We start from the raw sequence: 17,630 nt of genomic DNA on the forward strand, positions 1-17,630 counted from the left end.
TGGCGAGTATGGATTGCCAGGGGATGATGTTGTATCACAGCCAATCGACATTGATCAATTGGGAGAAGGTAATCCGTTTTTTCCATTCACCATTGGCGATGATAAACCATTCTTCAAAAGGTTGGATTTTGGCGACGCGCCCAAAAAACTGCAATGGAGAAAAACGACCGCTGTAAGTGACCAGAACAGGCCGTTCCAAATCATATGCTTCTTCTAACAGAAAACCCATATACTCGCGCTGCTCCGTTGTAAGCGGGGGTGGCTGGTATGATGGGAGTGTGTCGTCAATGTGCTTAGCCGGTTGCATAAAGGCGGATTGGGCCCGATGGTGTTCATACCACCGGTGAAAATGAATCACGTTCATGGTTGATCTCACCGTCCTTTGCTTTTGATGATATACGAATATATGTTCGTATTGCAAGAGGGGAATTTTAGTTAATTGATCATGAGGCGCGAAATGATGTGCAACAGGGGGAGGATTTTTCGCGATTAAAGGGGAAATGGGAAGAAAACAGTGACTGAAAAATGGGGTGAATCGATGAACAATGTGCAGGACTTGTTTTTGCAAGAAGTGATGGACAAACAATTGCCGGTAACCCTGTTTTTGGTAAATGGCTTTCAGTATCAAGGGCGGATTCGGAAGTTTGATAAGTTTACGGTTTCCATCGAAGTGGATGGTAGCGAATTTTTGATCTTTAAGAAGATGGTCAGCACTGTGCAGACCGCGGCGCCTTTGCAGTTGGATTGGTAAGAAAAAGCGGAGTCCCATATGGGCTCCGCTTTTTTACCGATGTGCTGAACCGACGGCTTCCTTCACGCTGTTGAATCCCTCTTGTTCCAGCAAGCGCAATAGCTCTTGGTTGATCCATTTGGCAATGGAAGGGCCGCGATAGATCATGCCTGTGTATACTTGCACTAAGTTGGCGCCGGCCTTGATCTTATCGAGGGCGTCTTGGCCGGTGAAAATGCCACCTACGCCAATGATTGGCACCCTGCCTTGAGTGAGCTGGTAGACATGGTGAATGAACGCAGTGGATCGGGATGTGAGTGGCTTCCCGCTGAGTCCGCCCGTTTCTTTGCGGTGGTTGGCAGTGAGACCGTCCCGGGCCAATGTGGTATTGGTCGCGATGATGCCGTCAATGCCAAGTTGGAGGGCGGCGTCGACGATTTCTTCCACTTGCTCTTCGGTCAAGTCAGGAGCGATTTTCAATAACACCGGGCGAGTTGTTCCATGCTCAGCCGCAAGCTGTTCTCGTTTGCCGATCACCGCGGACAAAAGCTCTTTCAAGGCGGTAGCATGTTGCAGATCACGCAAACCAACGGTGTTGGGGGAACTGATGTTAATTACAAAGTAATCGCCATGGATATAGAGGGCTTCCAGGCCCTTCTGGTAATCGGAGGCCGCTTCTTCATTGGGCGTGTCTTTGTTTTTACCCAGATTGATGCCGATGGGGATGGAAGGGCGCGTCAATGTTTCAAATGCGCGTTTAGCCTGTTCCACGCCATGGTTGTTGAAACCCATGCGGTTGATGACAGCTTGGTCTTCGGGAAGACGAAACAGGCGCGGTTTGGGGTTGCCGCTTTGGGGACGGGGGGTCAGGGTGCCTACCTCGACAAAACCGAATCCGAGCGCCGCTAGGCCGGGGTAAACAGTGGCGTGCTTGTCAAAACCGGCTGCGAGTCCAACTGGATTGGGGAAGGTTGTGCCAAGGCAGGTGGTTTGAAGGCGGGGATCGACCACGGTCATGCTCTTCTGGTACAAATGGCGAACGGGTGGTGTGTTTTGCAACAATTGCAACCCTTTGATGGTCATTTCATGGGCCGTTTCCGGGTCCATCTTGAACAGCATTCGGCGAAGTGCAGAGTAAATCATACCGATAACTTCCTTTCCGATATCCGCGCATAGGACGAGATTTCTCTAACCAACACACCATTATAGCAATTTTCCCCCAAAAAGAAAGCCGGCTATCCAAATAGCCGGCTTAGGATTACTTGATGTAATGCGGTTTGGTGAAGATGTTGGTTTTGAAGGATTCTTCTTGCCCGACGTACGCTGTCAAAAACTCTGCTGACTCCTTTAATGCAGTGGCGAGTGCGGCTTTTCCTTCCGGAGTGGTCAGGGTGCGTTGAAAGGACTCATAGCTAGCGAAATAAGTCTCACCCATCAAGAAGTAAGTCGAATCGCCGCTGGCTCGCGTGGAGTGAAGCCGGGTCACCTCCACTTTCAGGACACCGGGGATGTTGAGCAATTGAGGTACGACGACATTGGTGTAATAGTCATAAAATTGATCTTCATTATCCATTCGCTTATATAAACCAACGGTTTTATACATGATGGGATCCCTCTTTCGTTATTGGAGAAGTATAAGGAAAATATAAACAGATAAGTTCTGTGTATATATGAATATTTTTATTTTATCATCCAGTATATATTTATGGGTAAAAAGTGTAAACTGTCATATAGATTTCAAGAGGTTGTCTAAATTTCGAAAGTAGCAACCGCTTTCAGTCCCGCTTGGCCACGTGTCATGGGGGATGTTTGCTGGGTTGTCAGCCTTGGCGGCGCATGCCATTTTGGGTGAATGCGTTGATATAGAAGTCAAATAGGTTGATTGATTAAGTGTCCCTTGCAGATGATGGTGGACGTCGCATCTGCATCTCTTGCTTATGATCATCTTCGCTTCCTGCCATTTAATGGCTTAATATCATCCGTGATAGAATAACAATAAATCCATTCTACAAGGACTCTTCAAGAGATAGCAGCTAGGGGGAACGACCTTGAAAATTTTATTCGCGACACAGAACGAAGCCAAATTAAAAGAAGCGATAGATGTTTTGGCGCCCATGGGGATCGAAGTGGAAAGCCTGCCAATTGTCTTGCACGAACCGGATGTGGGGACGATGGCGGAGGTGGCGGAAATCAAGTTGAAGCAGGTGTTGGAGCAGGGATATGACACGGTGATGGTAGATGATGCGGGCATTTTCTTCGCCGCGTTCGATTCGTTTCCAGGCGTGTTGACCAAGCGCGTGTTTGATCGTATCGGTTATAAAGGAATCCGCAAGCTTTTGGAAGGGGAAGTACGGGATGCTTGGTTTGAAGGGGCGGTTGCCGTCGCTTGCAAGGGGCAGACGGCCATTTTCACGGCCAAGACACACGGGCGGATCTGTGATCAGATTGATGATGAGATGACGCCGAACCGGGCGATTCCGTTTGACCGTATCTTCATCCCTGACGGTGACACACGGGTGTTGCATGACGTGCCATTGGAAGAGCGGCTCCGCTATTCTTATCGGCGCAAGGCGATGGAAAAGATGGCGGAGTGGTTGAAAAAATTACCGTAATTAACAGTGGTCAGACATTCACCTTCATGTTATAATAACGAAAACACTTTAGTTTGGTAACGTGATAATAAGATGAAGTGTGAAGGAGAGACCGATGGAAAAACCGCGAGAGTTTGAAAAGCCCATGGGATTCCGGGACTTGCCTCCGAAGTTGGCAGCGCGGAAGCGGCAGTTTGAAGAACGAGTGCACGCCCGGTTTTCTGCATGGGGTTATGAGGAAGTATGCACCCCGACACTGGAGTTTTTTGAGACGGTCGGCCGCGCGAGTGCGATTTCGGAATCGCGCATGTTTAAGTGTTTGGATCGGGAAGGCCATGCATTGGTGCTGTGTCCTGACCAGACTGCTCCCATCGCGCGGATGGCGGCCAGCTTGCTTAAAAATGAGCCATTGCCCTTGCGCTTGTGTTACCATGCCCGCGTATTCCGAGCCCAGGAAGTGGAAGCCGGACGGCAAGCGGAGTGGTTTCAATCGGGCGTGGAGTTGGTAGGCTTGGAAGGGCCGGCAGCCGATGCCGAGGTGATGGCGCTGGCCCTCGATTGTATGCGGGCATGCGAAGTGGAGGATTTCCAATTGGCGTTTGGCCATACCGCCCTGCTGGACGGTTTCTTGCGGGAGCGGATATCTGACGAGTCGGTATTGGAACAATTGAAAGAAAAGTTGGGGGAGCGGGACTTGGTCGGGTTTCAGGAAATTGTGAACAACAGTCCGCTTCCGCAACAGGCCAAGCAGGAAATCCTTTTTCTTCTGCATGTGGATAAAGGTTCCGAGGGGATGAAGGAACTGGCGAAGCGAACCCGAAGCGAAACGGTTTTACAAGCAGTCGCTTACCTGGAAGCATGCCGCGCATGTCTGGAAGCCTACGGCTTTGGCGAGTGTTTGGTGTTTGACCCTTGCTTGGTCGGGAACTTGGGGTATTATTCCGGCGTTTATTTTGAGGGCATGGGGAGCGGGCAGGCGTTTCCGTTGTTTAGCGGCGGACGGTATGACAGATTGTATGAGCGTTTTTCCAAGCCGATGCCCGCGACGGGATTCGCTATTACGCTGGATCGGTTGATGGCTAGCGGCAAGTTGGAAGTTCCTGAAACGAGGTGCGTGGGCGTTTTATATCCTCCCGCCGCGATGCGCCCGGCTATGGCCCTTGCGGAAAAACTGCGCAACGAAGGAAACCGGGTGATCGCCGAGGTGTGGCAATGCGAACGGGACGAGGAGCGGATGCGGCGGAAAGCGGAGCAAGTCCTGCTATTGGATGAGAAGGGGGGCGTGCGACGTGTTGACGATTGCTCTGCCTAAAGGGCGGGTGTTGGAAGAGTTGATTCCGTTGTTCGCGAAAGGGGGCTATTCGTTTCCCAGCGAATGGTTCACGTCTTCGCGCAAGTTGGTTTTCACCTTGCCTGAACAGGGGTTCACCCTTTTCTTGGCCAAACCGATGGATGTGCCGACTTATGTGGAATACGGTGTGGCCGACTTGGGGATCGTGGGAAAGGATGTTTTGCTCGAAGCTGCCCGGGAAGTGTATGAACTCCTCGATTTGCGCATCAGCCCCTGCCGATTGGCGGTTGCGGGCAAACCCGGTGCCGAGCCGGCGCTTTACCCACGGGTGGCGACGAAATACCCCCGCATTGCCGAACGTTATTTCAAAGAGCGAGGGCAACAGGTAGAGGTGATCTTCCTCAATGGTTCAGTCGAATTAGCGCCGCTGACGGGGTTGGCTGAGCGGATCGTCGATATCGTGTCGACGGGCAAAACCTTGAGGGAGAACGGCTTGGTTGAGCTGGAGCGAATTACGGAGGTGACGGCGCGGCTAATCGCCAATCAAGTGAGTTACCGTTTGAAGCGGGAAGCGATTCAAACGTTGGCTGAGCGGTTGGGCAAAGCTGTGGAAGGGGAGGTGTCTGCATGATAGAAATAGTGGGGCGCGAGGCGCTTTTAAGAAAGCGGAAAACGGCGGAATTTAGCGATGAAGAGGTTGCAACGGTGCGGAAGATCATTACCCGCGTTAAGGAAGAAGGGGATCAGGCACTGGTGGCGTTCACCAAACAATTTGACGGCGTGAAGTTGGATTCGCTTCATGTGGAAGAAGCAGAGTTGGCCGAGGCTGTACAGGCGGTGGAGCCGAAGCTGATGACCGCGCTTCGCCACGCCGCCGAGCGAATTCGCCGTTTTCATGAAAAACAGCTGACTGCCTCGTGGATCATGGAAGAAGCAGATGGCACGATATTGGGGCAACGGGTTCACCCATTGGAACGCGTAGGTGTCTATGTGCCGGGTGGTCGGGCGGTTTACCCCTCCACGGTGCTGATGAATGTGATTCCAGCTGTGGTTGCGGGGGTGAAGGAAGTCGTCATGGTGACTCCGCCGCAACCGGATGGCTCGATACCAGCCGCTACATTGGCCGCAGCCACGGTTGCCGGTGTGAACCGGGTCGTAAAAGTGGGCGGGGCTCAAGCCGTGGCCGCTTTGGCTTATGGCACAGCATCGGTACCAAAAGTGGATAAGATCGTGGGGCCGGGTAACCGCTTTGTTGCACTAGCTAAGCAACTGGTCTTTGGGGAAGTAGACATCGACAGCGTCGCCGGGCCAAGTGAGATCGTGGTGATTGCCGATGAGACGGCAGATCCTGTGTTTGTGGCGGCCGATCTGCTGTCGCAAGCGGAGCATGGGGAGGATTCCTCTGCCATTTTGATTACCACTTCTGCTGATTTGGCTGCCAACGTGCAAACCGAGGTGGTGCGTCAATGCAAGCGATTGGTACGGGGCCGGATAGCGCAAACGGCACTGGAGAGGTATGGGGCGATCACTGTTGTCGGCGACTTGCAGGAAGCGGCCGAACTAAGTAACCAGCTGGCTCCAGAGCATCTGGAGTTGATGGTCGCTGACCCATGGGGCCTATTGGGGCGGATTCGGCATGCCGGAGCGGTTTTCCTCGGCCCTTACAGCACCGAACCGCTCGGAGATTATGTGGCTGGGCCAAACCATGTGTTGCCGACGGCGGGAACGGCTCGTTTCTTCTCCCCGCTGGGCGTGGATCACTTCCTCAAGAAATCCAGTTTGCTCTGTTATGGCAAAGAGGCGCTTCTGCGGGACGGCCCGCAGGCAATGGCATTGGCTGAAGCAGAAGGGTTGGGAGCCCATGCCGCGGCGATCCGAGTGAGGTTGGAACGGGAAGGGGCGAAAGGCAGATGAGTGAACGGCAAGCACGGGCGGCAACGATCACCCGGACAACGGCTGAGACGGACATTGCCCTGACATGCAACTTGGACGGTCGGGGACATGTCAAACTGGATACAGGGGTTCCATTTTTAGAACATATGTTGACGTTGCTCGCCAAACATGGGCAAATGGACTTGGAAGTGAAAGCGCGCGGTGATTTGGAAATCGACGCCCATCACACGGTCGAAGACATCGGCATTTGCTTAGGGCGGGCAATCAGGGAAGCGCTCGCTGATAAGCGTGGAATCAAGCGCTACGGCGCGGCGTATGTGCCAATGGACGAAGCCTTGGCGCAAGTGGTGCTTGATTTGTCCGACCGCCCGCACTTCGTTTTTCGTGGGGAATTCCCACAACCGCGCGTAGGGGAGTTTGACACCGAATTGGTGCATGAGTTTTTTTGGAAGTTGGCACTGGAAGCGCGGATGACGCTGCATGTGATCGTTCACTACGGCCGGAACACGCACCATATGATCGAGGCGTGCTTCAAGGCGTTTGGCCGGGCCTTGGATGAAGCGTCCAGCTACGATCCGCGCGTCCAGGGGGTGCCATCGACGAAAGGGGTCTTATGATGATTGCCATCATTGATTACGGGATGGGAAATTTGCATAGTGTGTCCAAGGCATTGGAGCGGCTGGGGCATACCTGCATCATCACCTCCGATCCGGAGGAAATCGCATGCGCATCCGGCGTCATTTTGCCCGGAGTGGGCGCGTTTGGCGATGCGATGCGTGAATTGGAGGGGCGCGGCTTAGTTGCCGCCATTAAAAAAGCGGCGTTGGGGGGCAAGCCATTGCTGGGGATTTGCCTCGGCATGCAACTGTTGTTCACAAGCAGTGATGAGCATGGATTGCATCAAGGGTTAAATTTGTTGCCGGGCCATGTGGTTAAGTTTACCGGTGATTATCGGATTCCTCACATGGGCTGGAACTGGCTGTCGTTTAAGTTTCCCCATCCCCTGTTCCGCGGATTGGAAGAAGGGCATGTGTATTTTGTCCACTCCTTCCACGTCAAGGCGGCCAACCCGGAGGATGTGATCGCCACTACCGATTATCACCAACCCGTCACGGCGATCATTAACCGCAACCAGATTTACGGTATGCAGTTTCATCCGGAGAAAAGCGGCAAGCTTGGGTTGGGGCTGTTGGATCGGTTCGCCCGGATCGCCAATCAGGGGGTGCATGTGTAAATGACTTTTACCATCTATCCAGCCATCGACATTCGGGGCGGGAAATGCGTCCGCCTGATTCAAGGAGATTACGCGCAAGAAACCGTATATGGGCATGATCCGCTGGATGTGCTGAAGCGCTTTGTCGACGCGGGAGCAACGTGGGTGCACGTGGTTGATCTCGATGCGGCCAGAACCGGAGAATTGGTCAACTTTCCGCTCATTCAGGAGTTGGTAAAGCAATCCCCCATCCCAGTGCAAGTGGGCGGCGGCATTCGGGATGAAGCCAGTTTGGAGAGTTTGCTCGCAGCCGGGGTCGCCCGGGTTGTGATCGGATCGGCGGCGATCGAGCAACCGGCGTTTGTCAAATCCTCCCTGCGGCGCATGGGTTCCAAGATTGCGGTTGGGCTGGACGCGCGCGGTGGCATGATCGCTACCCATGGTTGGCTGCGAACCCAGACGGTGACAGCGGCCGAATTGGCGCAAGAGATGGCAGAGCATGGAGCGGAGACGTTTATCTTCACAGACATTGAACGGGATGGCATGCTGTCGGGCACCAATCTCACTGCGGTGCGAGAATTAGCTCGGGCCACAGGCACAGCGGTCATTGCTTCCGGTGGCGTTCGCTCATTGGCGGAGCTGAACGAATTGAGAGAGTACGAAGCGGAAGGGGTTGCCGGAGCGATTGTCGGCAAAGCGATTTATACGGGGGCAATCCCATTGGCGGAGGCGTTCCGCGTGACACGAGGGGGGTAAGGCGAAGATGCTGGCGAAACGGATCATTCCATGTTTGGACGTGAAAGACGGCCGTGTGGTCAAAGGGGTTTCCTTCAATCATCTGCGGGATGCGGGGGATCCGGTAGCGTTGGCGGCGCAGTATGATCGGGAACAGGCTGATGAATTGGTGTTTCTCGATATCTCTGCCACCGTCGAAGGACGCAAGACGATGCTCCATGTGGTTGAACGGGCGGCGGCGGAATTGACGATCCCGTTCACCGTTGGGGGCGGGATCAGTAGCGTGGAAGAGATGACGGCCCTGTTGCGGGCTGGCGCGGACAAGGTGTCTATCAATACGTCTGCTGTTTTGAACCCTGATTTGATCACCGAAGGGGCAGCCCGCTTTGGAAACCAGTGCATCGTCGTGGCGATCGACGCCAAATATGATGACGAGTGGCGGGATTGGGTGGTATACACCCACGGCGGGAGACAGAAGACCGACATGCGCGCGCTGGATTGGGCTCAAGAAGCGGTTGCCCGTGGGGCAGGGGAAATCCTGCTCACAAGTATGGATCGGGATGGGCATAAAAACGGGTTTGACGTGCCCCTGTTGGATCAAATTTGCCAAGCGGTCAACGTTCCCGTGATCGCATCTGGCGGAGCGGGGGAAACCGCGCATTTCGTGGAAGTGTTTGTCAAAACCGATGCGGCGGCGGCATTGGCTGCTTCCGTCTTCCACTTCCGGGAACTCACAATCGGCGAAGTGAAACAGGCGCTTGTGGAGAAAGGGGTGGAGGTGCGGTGTTAGTCAATGTGAATCCGAGCGAGTTAAAATTTGGCGCGGACGGATTGATTCCGGCGATCGTGCAGGATGGGCTCACCAAGCAGGTGCTCACCTTGGCTTATATGAACAGGGAATCGTTAGACAAGACGCTTGAGACCGGGGAAACATGGTTCTTCAGCCGGTCGCGGCAAGCGCTATGGCATAAAGGCGCTACATCCGGGCATACGCAAAAAGTGATCGCGGTAAGTAGCGATTGCGATCAGGATGCGCTGTTGGTTCAAGTGGAACCGCATGGACCGGCCTGCCACACGGGAAGCGTCAGTTGTTTCGGGGGGGAAGCGGACAAACCGGAGCCCGAATTGATTCTCGCCCAGTTGGAAACAGTGATCGCCAAGCGCCAGCTGGAACGTCCGGAAGGCTCTTATACGACTTATTTGTTTGATAAAGGGATCGATAAAATTCTGAAAAAAGTGGGTGAGGAGGCGGCGGAGGTGATCATTGCCGCCAAGAATGAAGGGCAGGCAGAGTTGCGATATGAAGCCGCCGACTTGCTGTATCATTTGCTTGTCTTGTTGCGAGAAAAAGATTTGCCGTTTGGCGATGTTCTGGCGGAATTGCGTGAACGGCACGGAAAATGAGGCCTGGCGGCGCTGATCATTTATGAATGAATTGCCACTCTATGCAAGGAGTGGCTTTTTTTATGAAATCAACCGCAGAGTTTGCCAAAAAAAGGCGAGGGATGTGAACAGGATGTGACAAAAAGACCAAGTGGGATGAAAGATGTGATAAAATAATTTTATGAATAATGTTTTTTTTATAATTTATTGATGGGATGTGAGGGGGGCTAGGGATGGAACCGTGGTATCTCAATTGGGAAATGTGGGGAGCAATTGGGCAATGGGCTGGCGCGATAGCCACCGTGGCGGCTGTATGGGTGGCGTTGCAACAAACCAGAGAAGCGCGTGATGCGATTAGGCCTTCATTGGAATTAGTTTGGACCTTGATTGAAGAAGAGAAGGAGTACCTTGTGGTGCGAGCGGTCAATCAGAAGCCGATCTCCATCTACGTCATGAATGTGCACAGTCTGATCATTTTTGAGAATGATCATGGTTCCATTCGCGTGCCTTTGCCGCAGACATTCATGGAAAGTGACATTCCGCAATCCTTGCCGCCGGGAAATTTCCTCATTTGTAAAATTTCATTGACTGATTTGGTACTGATGCTCAAAGATTATGGACTAAATGACAAAAGCGGCTTTTACTTACGCGTCATTTTCCGCGATTCTCTCTACACACCGTATACCTTAAACCTGCTGGGGCAATGGTTTGATGATGGGGAGTATGTGGGGATGAGAGTGTGGGAGCAGGTGGGCCGAATCAAAGGATACAAGCCTGAAAACGCTGACAATGTGATCAAAGTGGTGAAAGATGAGTAAAGGATTTTTAATGGATCAAGCTGACCGATCGAAGCGGCGAAAAAACCTTTCCTGATGGGCGCTAAGAGGCAAGTGAAGCAAAAGAGGGATGGTTTTGGAGCCGCTAACATGTTTTCAGACGCTAAAAAGGGATTGGGATCATCACGTCCAGACGTAGGGCGAGAAGTGGTTCGAAATGTAACGCCAAATGCCGACTAAACGGGGTTCTTTGGCGAAGGAGAAACGTTTCCGTCGTATTTGCCGTCGACTTGGGTTATAATGTTCCTGAACCCAAGAGGTTGTCCCGGCGCACCCGTTTTGCGCCAAATAGCGATGCTCTGGCGCAGGCGTCAGACCACCAGCTTTGACAGAAGTGCTGGTTGGAGGGAAAATATGAAAAAAACACAAGTTGGCTTAAATAAAAAAGTTGTTCGTTTGAATATGGATGCCGGATTCTTTTTTGAGCGGGCGGTGCGTTCGTTGGATCGCCACCGGTACGATCGCGCGGTCAAGTATTTCCGTCTGGCGATGGAGAAAGAACCGGACAATCCGATTAACCACTGCAATTTGGCGGGGATTTTGTCAGAGTTGGGCCGCTTTGAAGAGTCGAATGAAGTGTTGGAGCATGTCCTTAACACGGTTGCGCCTGACCTGCATGAATGCCTGTTTTATATGGCGAATAATGCGGCCAACATGGGAGATCTGGAGTTGGCCGAAGATTATTTGCTCGAATACCTCCAGCATGATCCCGATGGGGAATTTGCGGAGGAGGCGGAAGAAATGCTGGTGATGTTGGCGCAGGAATTGGGGCGTCCACCCCGGGAGCCGTTGCCACCCCATCAGCCGATTCATGTGCAACAACATGAAGAAGCCCGCCAACATCTAGAACAGGGTCGCTTTTTGCAGGCGATTCAAATGATGGAGGATATGTTAGAGGAGTATCCTGATTTCTTGGCGGCCCGCAACAACTTGGCTCTCGCGTATTATTATATCGGGGAGATGGAGCAGGCCTTGGCGGCCATCAGCGAAGTGCTGGAGATGGACCCAAACAATCTGCACGCCCTATGTAATTTGGCGGTCTTGTCCCAACATATGGGGGAGACGGAAATCAGTACGTTGATCATCGACATGTTGAAGAAGCTGATACCCCTGAATCAAGAACACGCCTGCAAGCTGGCGACCACGCTGGGGATTTTGGGCGAACACGCCGTGGCTTACGAACTGTTTGCGCGCTTGGTAAAATATGATGACGCGCAGACAGTCAGCTTGTACCATTATGCCGCGGTGGCTGCCTGGAACAACGGGAACCCGACGCGGGCTTTAAGTTACTGGCGTCGCGCGGTTAAGCTGGCCCCGGATGAGGATGTGCCTGCTTTTCATCTTATCCATGCCCAAGAGTTGCTTGATCAGGAGCCGTTGCCCAAACTCCAATATCATTATCAACTGCCGTTTGAGGAGCAGTACTTGCGCTTGCAAGACTTAGCTTCTGATCAAGAGTTACTGGAGCAGTGGAAAGGGAACCCGCTGATCCGCTCTTCTTTTTTCTGGGCCTTGAGTCGTGGCGACTTTGAAACCAAACGCCAGGTGCTGAATCTGCTTGGTTGGATCGCCGACGAAGAAGTGTCGCGCTTGTTGGAGCAGTTCATACGACAAGAAGGCCTAGAGCCGGAGCTGAAGAAGTTGGCGGAGGCGATTTTGTTGCGGCTAAAAGGGGACGAGCCCCCGCGAGCAGAGGCGGGTCAGCAGATCTTAGCATGCTGCTTGTCCCACATGTCCGATGCATCTGCCGAGATGAAACAAGCTGTGGAACGATTGTGGATGCTGGTGCGGGATGAACATGAAGGGCAATGGCGGCAGTTGCGAAAAGCCGAAGGTTGGGCTGCTGCGCTGGAGTACTTGGTGTCTAACCACTTGGGCGTTCGAATCACGCAGAAAGAAGTGGCTGAGAAGTATCAAGTCTCGCTTTCATCCGTGTCCCGTTACGTGAAGTTGCTGGGTCCATTGGCGCAACGCTGCTTTGATTAAGGAGGAACATGGAATGCAAAAATTAAACCAAGAAAGCTTTGCTGACTTTATCACAGAAGGCAAGAAAGTGGTTGAGTTTAGTGCAGACTGGTGCGTGGATTGCAAGCGGGTTGCGCCGGACATGCCCGAATTGGCACAGAAATTTGCCGACCACATGACTTTTGCCGAAATCGATGTGGATGAAGCGCGCGAGGTTGCTGAAGAATACGGCGTGAAAGGCATTCCGACTTTCATCGTGTTTGAGGGAGGCAAAGAAGTGGGGCGCTTGCCGAGTCGCTTTGCCAAAACGAAAGAACAGATCGATGCTTTCTTGCAAGACTATATCGACGGAAAATAATTTTAACCAATCATTAAATAAACAAACACACAGAACACATATGCAAGCATTAAGCTAAAAGAGCAAAAAGCCCCCTTTAACATAAAGGGATCACTGCGTTGAAGTCGTTGACCTGGGCGATGTCAGCGGCTTTTTTTTGTGTCGAGAAGTCTGCGGGTGCGGCTCCCCGATTTTTGTGTTATTCTTATCGTTAAAGGTGTAAACGGATTCAATTTTTGTTGAGAAATCACGTAATCAATGTTAAAATAGATTATTTTCGAACAACAATTGAGGTGTCAGCAATGGGAAAACGATGGATTGGCATTGACCTCGGTGGGACAAGCATGAAGCTGGGGCTGGTGGACAGTCACGGCAATACAGTGTTGGAAATGGAAAAACCTACGCTTGCGCAAGAGGGCGTTGACGGTGTCATCGGCCGGATGGTTTCCCATGCGCGCGAATTGGCTAAGGAAGCGGGACTCCGCTGGGCTGATGTAGCGGGAGTGGGTGTTGGCCTGCCTGGATTTTTGGATGTGAAGGCGGGTGTTGTCAAACAGCTGACCAATCTCGGTTGGCATGAAGAAGTGCCGATTCGCCGGTTGCTCGAAGAAGCCTGGCAGATTCCGGTCAAAATTGACAATGACGCCAATGTGGCCGCTCTGGGTGAAGCTTGGTGTGGTGCCGGTGCCGGCGTGGATGATGTGGTGTGCATTACCTTGGGCACCGGAGTAGGTGGCGGCCTCATTCTGGACGGCCAATTGTTGCATGGCAGATACGGCTTTGCAGGGGAAGTGGGGCACATGACCATCGATCCTGAAGGTCATCCGTGCAACTGCGGCATGCGGGGATGCTTAGAAACCATCTCTTCCGCCACGGGAATGGTGCGCATGGCCAATGAAGCGATTGCGGCCGGACGGAGCACGGTGTTGGCGGATGTGGAGAAAGTCGGAACCAAAGAGATTTTTGCGGCGGCGGCAGCCGGGGATGCGGTGGCGCTGGAAGTGAAGAAACGAGCGATTGATGCTTTGGCGCAGGCGATGTCAGCCTTGTCTGTGGTGTTAAACCCGGCGCGCTTCATCATCGGAGGCGGGGTTTCCTATGCCGGAGAAGCGCTGATACAGCCGCTTCGCGAAGCGTATGCTAAGCGGACGCAGCCCAATGCCCGACAAGGGGTGGATGTGGTGTTGGCTCAGTTGGGGAACCGAGCTGGTTACATTGGGGCCGCCGGACTTTTAGCACGCGAGCGAAAATAAGGTATAATAGATGATAACCAGTTGAGATGGAATTAGAGGTGATGGCTGTGAATAAAAGCAAAGAAGGAAAGCTTGTTGTCATCACCGGGATGTCCGGGGCGGGTAAATCCGTCGCGATGCAAAGTTTAGAGGATAATGGGTTTTTCTGCGTTGACAATCTGCCGCCTGTCTTATTACCCAAGTTTGCGGAGTTGTTGGAGCAGTCCCAAGGGAATTTGAACCGGGTGGCCTTGGTGATCGATTTAAGAGGGAGGGAATTCTTCTCCTCCTTGTTTGAAGCGTTGAACCAACTTGAACAATGGCATGGCATTCAGCATCAAATCTTGTTTTTGGATGCGGATGACCAGACTTTGGTGCGAAGGTATAAGGAGACGAGGCGCCGCCATCCGCTCTCGCACAACGGCACGCCCCTTGAAGGCATTCTCCAGGAGCGCAAGCTGTTGGAAGAGCTGAAGGGCAGGGCGCATCAGATCATAGACACCAGCCGGCTCAAACCGGCCGAATTAAAAGAAAAGATTGCGAGACGCCTGTTGCACATGGAATCCAACAACATGGCGGTCACCTTTATGTCGTTCGGTTTTAAACATGGTATACCGATCGACGCCGATTTGGTGTTTGATGTGCGTTTTCTCCCCAACCCCCACTATGTGGATGCATTGCGTCCACAAACCGGCAAGGACGCCGCTGTGGCAGAATACGTCATGAAGTGGGCTGAAACCAAGCAATTCATGGAGAAAATGGAGGATTTGTTTCAGTTTTTGATTCCGCAGTACCAACGTGAAGGCAAGCAACAATTGGTTGTTGGGATCGGTTGTACAGGAGGGAAGCACCGATCTGTGGCATTGGCTGAAGCGTTCTGCGGGAAATTTAAAGAGCAAGTTCATTGCCGGGTAGCCCATCGAGACATCGAGAAAGGCGGATAAGCGTGGCGAGCAAACAGAATTTCAATGGGGAATCGTTCACCCGCCCCAAAGTCGTATGCATTGGAGGGGGAACGGGCCTCTCTGTCATCTTGCGAGGTTTGAAGAAATTGCCCATCGATATCACTGCCGTGGTGACGGTCGCTGATGATGGGGGGAGTTCCGGGCGTTTGCGCAACGATTTGCAGATGCCCCCTCCCGGCGACATTCGGAATGTGCTCGTCGCCCTGGCCCAGACGGAACCTCTTTTGGAAAGCGTGTTGCAATACCGATTTGAAAATGGAGAAGGATTAAAAGGGCACGCACTGGGGAATTTGATGTTGGCGGCGATGACCGAGATCACTGGTGACTTCACTAAAGCGGTTAATGCGATGAGTCGCGTGTTGGCCGTGCGGGGACAAGTGTTGCCGGCTAGCGAGCAGGATGTCGTCCTGATGGCGGAGATGACGGATGGAACGATTGTTGAAGGCGAGTCGCAAATTCCCAAAACGGGTAAACGTATACGCCGGGTGTTTTTAAATCCGCAGGACCCCAAACCTTCGGACGGCGTGTTGCGGGCGATCGAAGAGGCGGATGGCATTATCGCAGGGCCGGGAAGCCTTTACACCAGCATATTGCCCAACCTCTTGGTAAAGGATGTGAGCGAAGCGATCCGCGCTTCCCAAGCGTGCAAGGTGTATGTGTGCAATGTCATGACCCAACCAGGGGAAACGGATGGCTTTATGGCCAGCGATCATTTGCGGGCAATTTATGATCATGTCGGCGAGCGCTTGTTTGATGTTGCCATCATCAACAACGAGGTGCCGCCGCTTAAGATTCAACGGCAGTACGCCAAAAAGAAACAGCGCATGGTGATACCCGATATCGAACGGATCAATAAATTGGGTTGCCATGCCGTCGCCGATAATCTACTTTTATACCAGTCTGTTTTGCGTCATGATGCAGACCGAATCAGTGCTCATATCCTTCGTTTGATTCGCGAACGCATGGCTCAGCGGCAAAGCGGATAAAGAAGGGATGCTGTATGTCGTTTACTTCCACCATAAAAAAGGAATTGACTCAACTGGAATCAGATGATTGCTGTAAGCGTGCCGAGCTGTCAGCCTTAATCAGAATGAACGGTTCCGTGCACGTCAAGCAGAAAGCGTTGGTGCTTGATCTCATCACTGAGAACCCATCGACAGCGAGATATGTCTTCTCTTTGATCAAAAAATTGTATCAGTTGCAGCCCGAAGTGCTCGTCCGCAAAAAAGTGCGCCTCAAAAAGAACAATGTGTATTTGATTCGCTTATCGACCCGTACAGAAGAGATTTTGTCTGATCTCTGCATTTTCAAACAAGGATCGTGGGAGCGGGTGACGGGGATTTCGCCGGACCTGTTCACGGAACCGTGTTGCAAGCGGGCGTATTTGCGAGGGGCTTTTTTGGCGGCAGGATCGGTAAACAATCCGGACAGTGCCTCGTACCATTTGGAGATTGTGTCCACGTATTATGATCATAGTGAAGCGTTATGCCAGTTGATGAATGATTTCCAGTTGCACGCCAAAACCATTGAACGAAAAAAAGGTTTTGTCGTTTATATCAAAGAAGGGGACAAGATTGGGGAATTCCTTAATATTATTGGAGCCTACCCGTCACTCTTGCGTTTTGAAGACGCAAGGATTTGGAAGGATGTGCGGAACTCAGTCAATCGCATAGTCAATTGTGAGACCGCCAATCTAAACAAAACGATTCAAGCGGCCATGCGCCAGATCGAGAATATCCGCCTGATTGAAGAGGTACTGGGACTGGATCATTTGCCCGACCGTTTGAAGGAAGTGGCGGAGACGAGGTTGAAGTATCCCGATGTGAACTTGGCTGAATTGGGGCAGCTTCTTCCGAGTGGGAAAGTGAGCAAATCAGCGATCAACCACCGTTTGCGCAAGTTGGATGAGCTGGCCCACAAATTGCGCGAGGCGGAATGAGCAACCATAGGAGGAATGTGTGATGGTAGAGAAAAAAGTAGTTGTGCAATTGGAAACGGGATTACACGCCCGCCCTGCGGCGCTGTTTGTGCAAGAAGCGAACAAGTTTGCCTCCGATGTATTCGTGGTGAAAGGCACGAAGAAAGTGAATGCGAAGAGCATTATGGGTATCATGAGCTTGGCGGTGTCCCGGGGCACGGAAATCACGATCATCGCTGACGGCTCCGATGAGGAAGAAGCGGTGAAAGTGCTGGCAGAAATGGTCGGCAAGTCAGAGTAAACACATGCGTGCCTTCCAAAGGGAGCGCCATCCATGCTTGAAAGGTCGTCCGCACATGCCGGTGGGGACGACCTGTGAATGAAGAGGCCCGTTGCGACGTCCGACAAAGCGGATGAGCGGATAGCAACGAAGCAATGGGCCGCTTTGCTTTGCCTGTAGCGCCTTGAAGAGCCGATGATTGGCTCTTTTCTTCCGATTGGGCCGATAAAGACAGACACGCCTATGCCCAAACCGTATCAA

Annotated in this window: 21 protein-coding genes; 18 read left to right on the forward strand and 3 right to left on the reverse strand. The window is 52.4% G+C overall.

The genetic code is table 11. The features are described 5' to 3' along the window. Window positions 1–34: 34 nt before the first annotated feature. Window positions 35–364 carry a YolD-like family protein gene (locus tag QQZ12_RS14280; RefSeq protein ID WP_102993529.1) on the reverse strand — a complete coding sequence of 110 codons (330 nt, stop codon included), beginning with the start codon at window positions 362–364 and terminating at the stop codon, window positions 35–37. Window positions 365–514: 150 nt separating this feature from the next. Between QQZ12_RS14280 and hfq the strand changes: the two genes are divergently transcribed. Further along, a complete protein-coding gene (gene hfq / locus QQZ12_RS14285; protein WP_022737527.1) occupies window positions 515–751 on the forward strand; it encodes an RNA chaperone Hfq in 237 nt (78 codons plus the stop codon). Window positions 752–784: 33 nt separating this feature from the next. Here hfq and QQZ12_RS14290 read toward each other — a convergent pair whose 3' ends face one another. Together QQZ12_RS14290 and QQZ12_RS14295 are read right to left on the reverse strand one after the other, a co-directional pair. Beyond that, window positions 785–1,870, reverse strand: a complete 1,086-nt coding sequence (locus QQZ12_RS14290) for a quinone-dependent dihydroorotate dehydrogenase (protein ID WP_106341888.1) — start codon at window positions 1,868–1,870, stop codon at window positions 785–787. A 118-nt stretch (window positions 1,871–1,988) separates the two neighbouring features. Next, a complete protein-coding gene (locus QQZ12_RS14295) occupies window positions 1,989–2,333 on the reverse strand; it encodes an EthD family reductase (protein WP_102993528.1) in 345 nt (114 codons plus the stop codon). A gap of 445 nt (window positions 2,334–2,778) precedes the next feature. On the opposite strand from QQZ12_RS14295, the gene QQZ12_RS14300 reads away from it, so the two are divergent. The 17 genes from QQZ12_RS14300 (at window position 2,779) to QQZ12_RS14380 (ending at window position 17,390) form a co-directional block, all read left to right on the forward strand. Next, a complete protein-coding gene (locus QQZ12_RS14300) occupies window positions 2,779–3,342 on the forward strand; it encodes a non-canonical purine NTP pyrophosphatase (RefSeq protein ID WP_102993527.1) in 564 nt (187 codons plus the stop codon). Window positions 3,343–3,436: 94 nt separating this feature from the next. Further along, a complete protein-coding gene (gene hisZ, locus QQZ12_RS14305) occupies window positions 3,437–4,633 on the forward strand; it encodes an ATP phosphoribosyltransferase regulatory subunit (RefSeq protein ID WP_102993526.1) in 1,197 nt (398 codons plus the stop codon). Next, window positions 4,611–5,243 carry an ATP phosphoribosyltransferase gene (hisG, locus tag QQZ12_RS14310; protein ID WP_102993525.1) on the forward strand — a complete coding sequence of 211 codons (633 nt, stop codon included), beginning with the start codon at window positions 4,611–4,613 and terminating at the stop codon, window positions 5,241–5,243. Before hisZ ends, hisG begins: the two co-directional genes overlap by 23 nt. Further along, on the forward strand, window positions 5,240–6,526 hold the full coding sequence (gene hisD, locus QQZ12_RS14315; protein ID WP_102993524.1) for a histidinol dehydrogenase: 1,287 nt from the start codon (window positions 5,240–5,242) through the stop codon (window positions 6,524–6,526). Before hisG ends, hisD begins: the two co-directional genes overlap by 4 nt. Further along, window positions 6,523–7,122, forward strand: a complete 600-nt coding sequence (gene hisB, locus QQZ12_RS14320) for an imidazoleglycerol-phosphate dehydratase HisB (RefSeq protein ID WP_102993523.1) — start codon at window positions 6,523–6,525, stop codon at window positions 7,120–7,122. The genes hisD and hisB overlap by 4 nt, the downstream gene beginning before the upstream one ends. Continuing rightward, entirely contained in the window at window positions 7,122–7,739 is a 618-nt protein-coding gene (hisH, locus tag QQZ12_RS14325; protein ID WP_189319060.1) for an imidazole glycerol phosphate synthase subunit HisH, read from the forward strand. Before hisB ends, hisH begins: the two co-directional genes overlap by 1 nt. Continuing rightward, window positions 7,740–8,474 carry a 1-(5-phosphoribosyl)-5-[(5-phosphoribosylamino)methylideneamino]imidazole-4-carboxamide isomerase gene (hisA, locus tag QQZ12_RS14330; protein WP_284724567.1) on the forward strand — a complete coding sequence of 245 codons (735 nt, stop codon included), beginning with the start codon at window positions 7,740–7,742 and terminating at the stop codon, window positions 8,472–8,474. Between the two features lie 7 nt (window positions 8,475–8,481). Then, a complete protein-coding gene (hisF, locus tag QQZ12_RS14335; RefSeq protein ID WP_102993520.1) occupies window positions 8,482–9,243 on the forward strand; it encodes an imidazole glycerol phosphate synthase subunit HisF in 762 nt (253 codons plus the stop codon). Next, on the forward strand, window positions 9,237–9,857 hold the full coding sequence (gene hisIE / locus QQZ12_RS14340) for a bifunctional phosphoribosyl-AMP cyclohydrolase/phosphoribosyl-ATP diphosphatase HisIE (RefSeq protein ID WP_223247991.1): 621 nt from the start codon (window positions 9,237–9,239) through the stop codon (window positions 9,855–9,857). Before hisF ends, hisIE begins: the two co-directional genes overlap by 7 nt. 212 nt (window positions 9,858–10,069) lie before the next feature. Further along, window positions 10,070–10,654 (forward strand): hypothetical protein, encoded by a 585-nt coding sequence (locus tag QQZ12_RS14345; protein ID WP_102993519.1) that lies wholly within the window; start codon window positions 10,070–10,072, stop codon window positions 10,652–10,654. 372 nt (window positions 10,655–11,026) lie between these two features. Continuing rightward, window positions 11,027–12,658, forward strand: coding sequence for a tetratricopeptide repeat protein (locus QQZ12_RS14350; protein ID WP_194830658.1), 1,632 nt, complete (start codon window positions 11,027–11,029; stop codon window positions 12,656–12,658). 13 nt (window positions 12,659–12,671) lie between these two features. Further along, complete coding sequence (locus QQZ12_RS14355) at window positions 12,672–12,995, forward strand: thioredoxin family protein (RefSeq protein ID WP_106341718.1); 324 nt, start codon at window positions 12,672–12,674, stop codon at window positions 12,993–12,995. 281 nt (window positions 12,996–13,276) lie between these two features. Then, window positions 13,277–14,227 carry an ROK family glucokinase gene (locus QQZ12_RS14360; RefSeq protein ID WP_154987506.1) on the forward strand — a complete coding sequence of 317 codons (951 nt, stop codon included), beginning with the start codon at window positions 13,277–13,279 and terminating at the stop codon, window positions 14,225–14,227. Between the two features lie 41 nt (window positions 14,228–14,268). Then, a complete protein-coding gene (gene rapZ, locus QQZ12_RS14365; RefSeq protein WP_106341886.1) occupies window positions 14,269–15,150 on the forward strand; it encodes an RNase adapter RapZ in 882 nt (293 codons plus the stop codon). 2 nt (window positions 15,151–15,152) lie between these two features. Continuing rightward, window positions 15,153–16,157, forward strand: a complete 1,005-nt coding sequence (locus tag QQZ12_RS14370) for a gluconeogenesis factor YvcK family protein (protein WP_102993514.1) — start codon at window positions 15,153–15,155, stop codon at window positions 16,155–16,157. 14 nt (window positions 16,158–16,171) lie between these two features. Continuing rightward, window positions 16,172–17,110, forward strand: a complete 939-nt coding sequence (whiA, locus tag QQZ12_RS14375; RefSeq protein WP_102993513.1) for a DNA-binding protein WhiA — start codon at window positions 16,172–16,174, stop codon at window positions 17,108–17,110. 22 nt (window positions 17,111–17,132) lie between these two features. Then, window positions 17,133–17,390 carry an HPr family phosphocarrier protein gene (locus tag QQZ12_RS14380; protein WP_022737547.1) on the forward strand — a complete coding sequence of 86 codons (258 nt, stop codon included), beginning with the start codon at window positions 17,133–17,135 and terminating at the stop codon, window positions 17,388–17,390. The last annotated feature ends 240 nt before the right edge of the window (window positions 17,391–17,630 follow it).

It is taken from the genome of Laceyella tengchongensis (genome assembly GCF_900182735.1).
Taxonomy (GTDB): Bacteria; Bacillota; Bacilli; order Thermoactinomycetales; family Thermoactinomycetaceae; genus Laceyella; species Laceyella tengchongensis.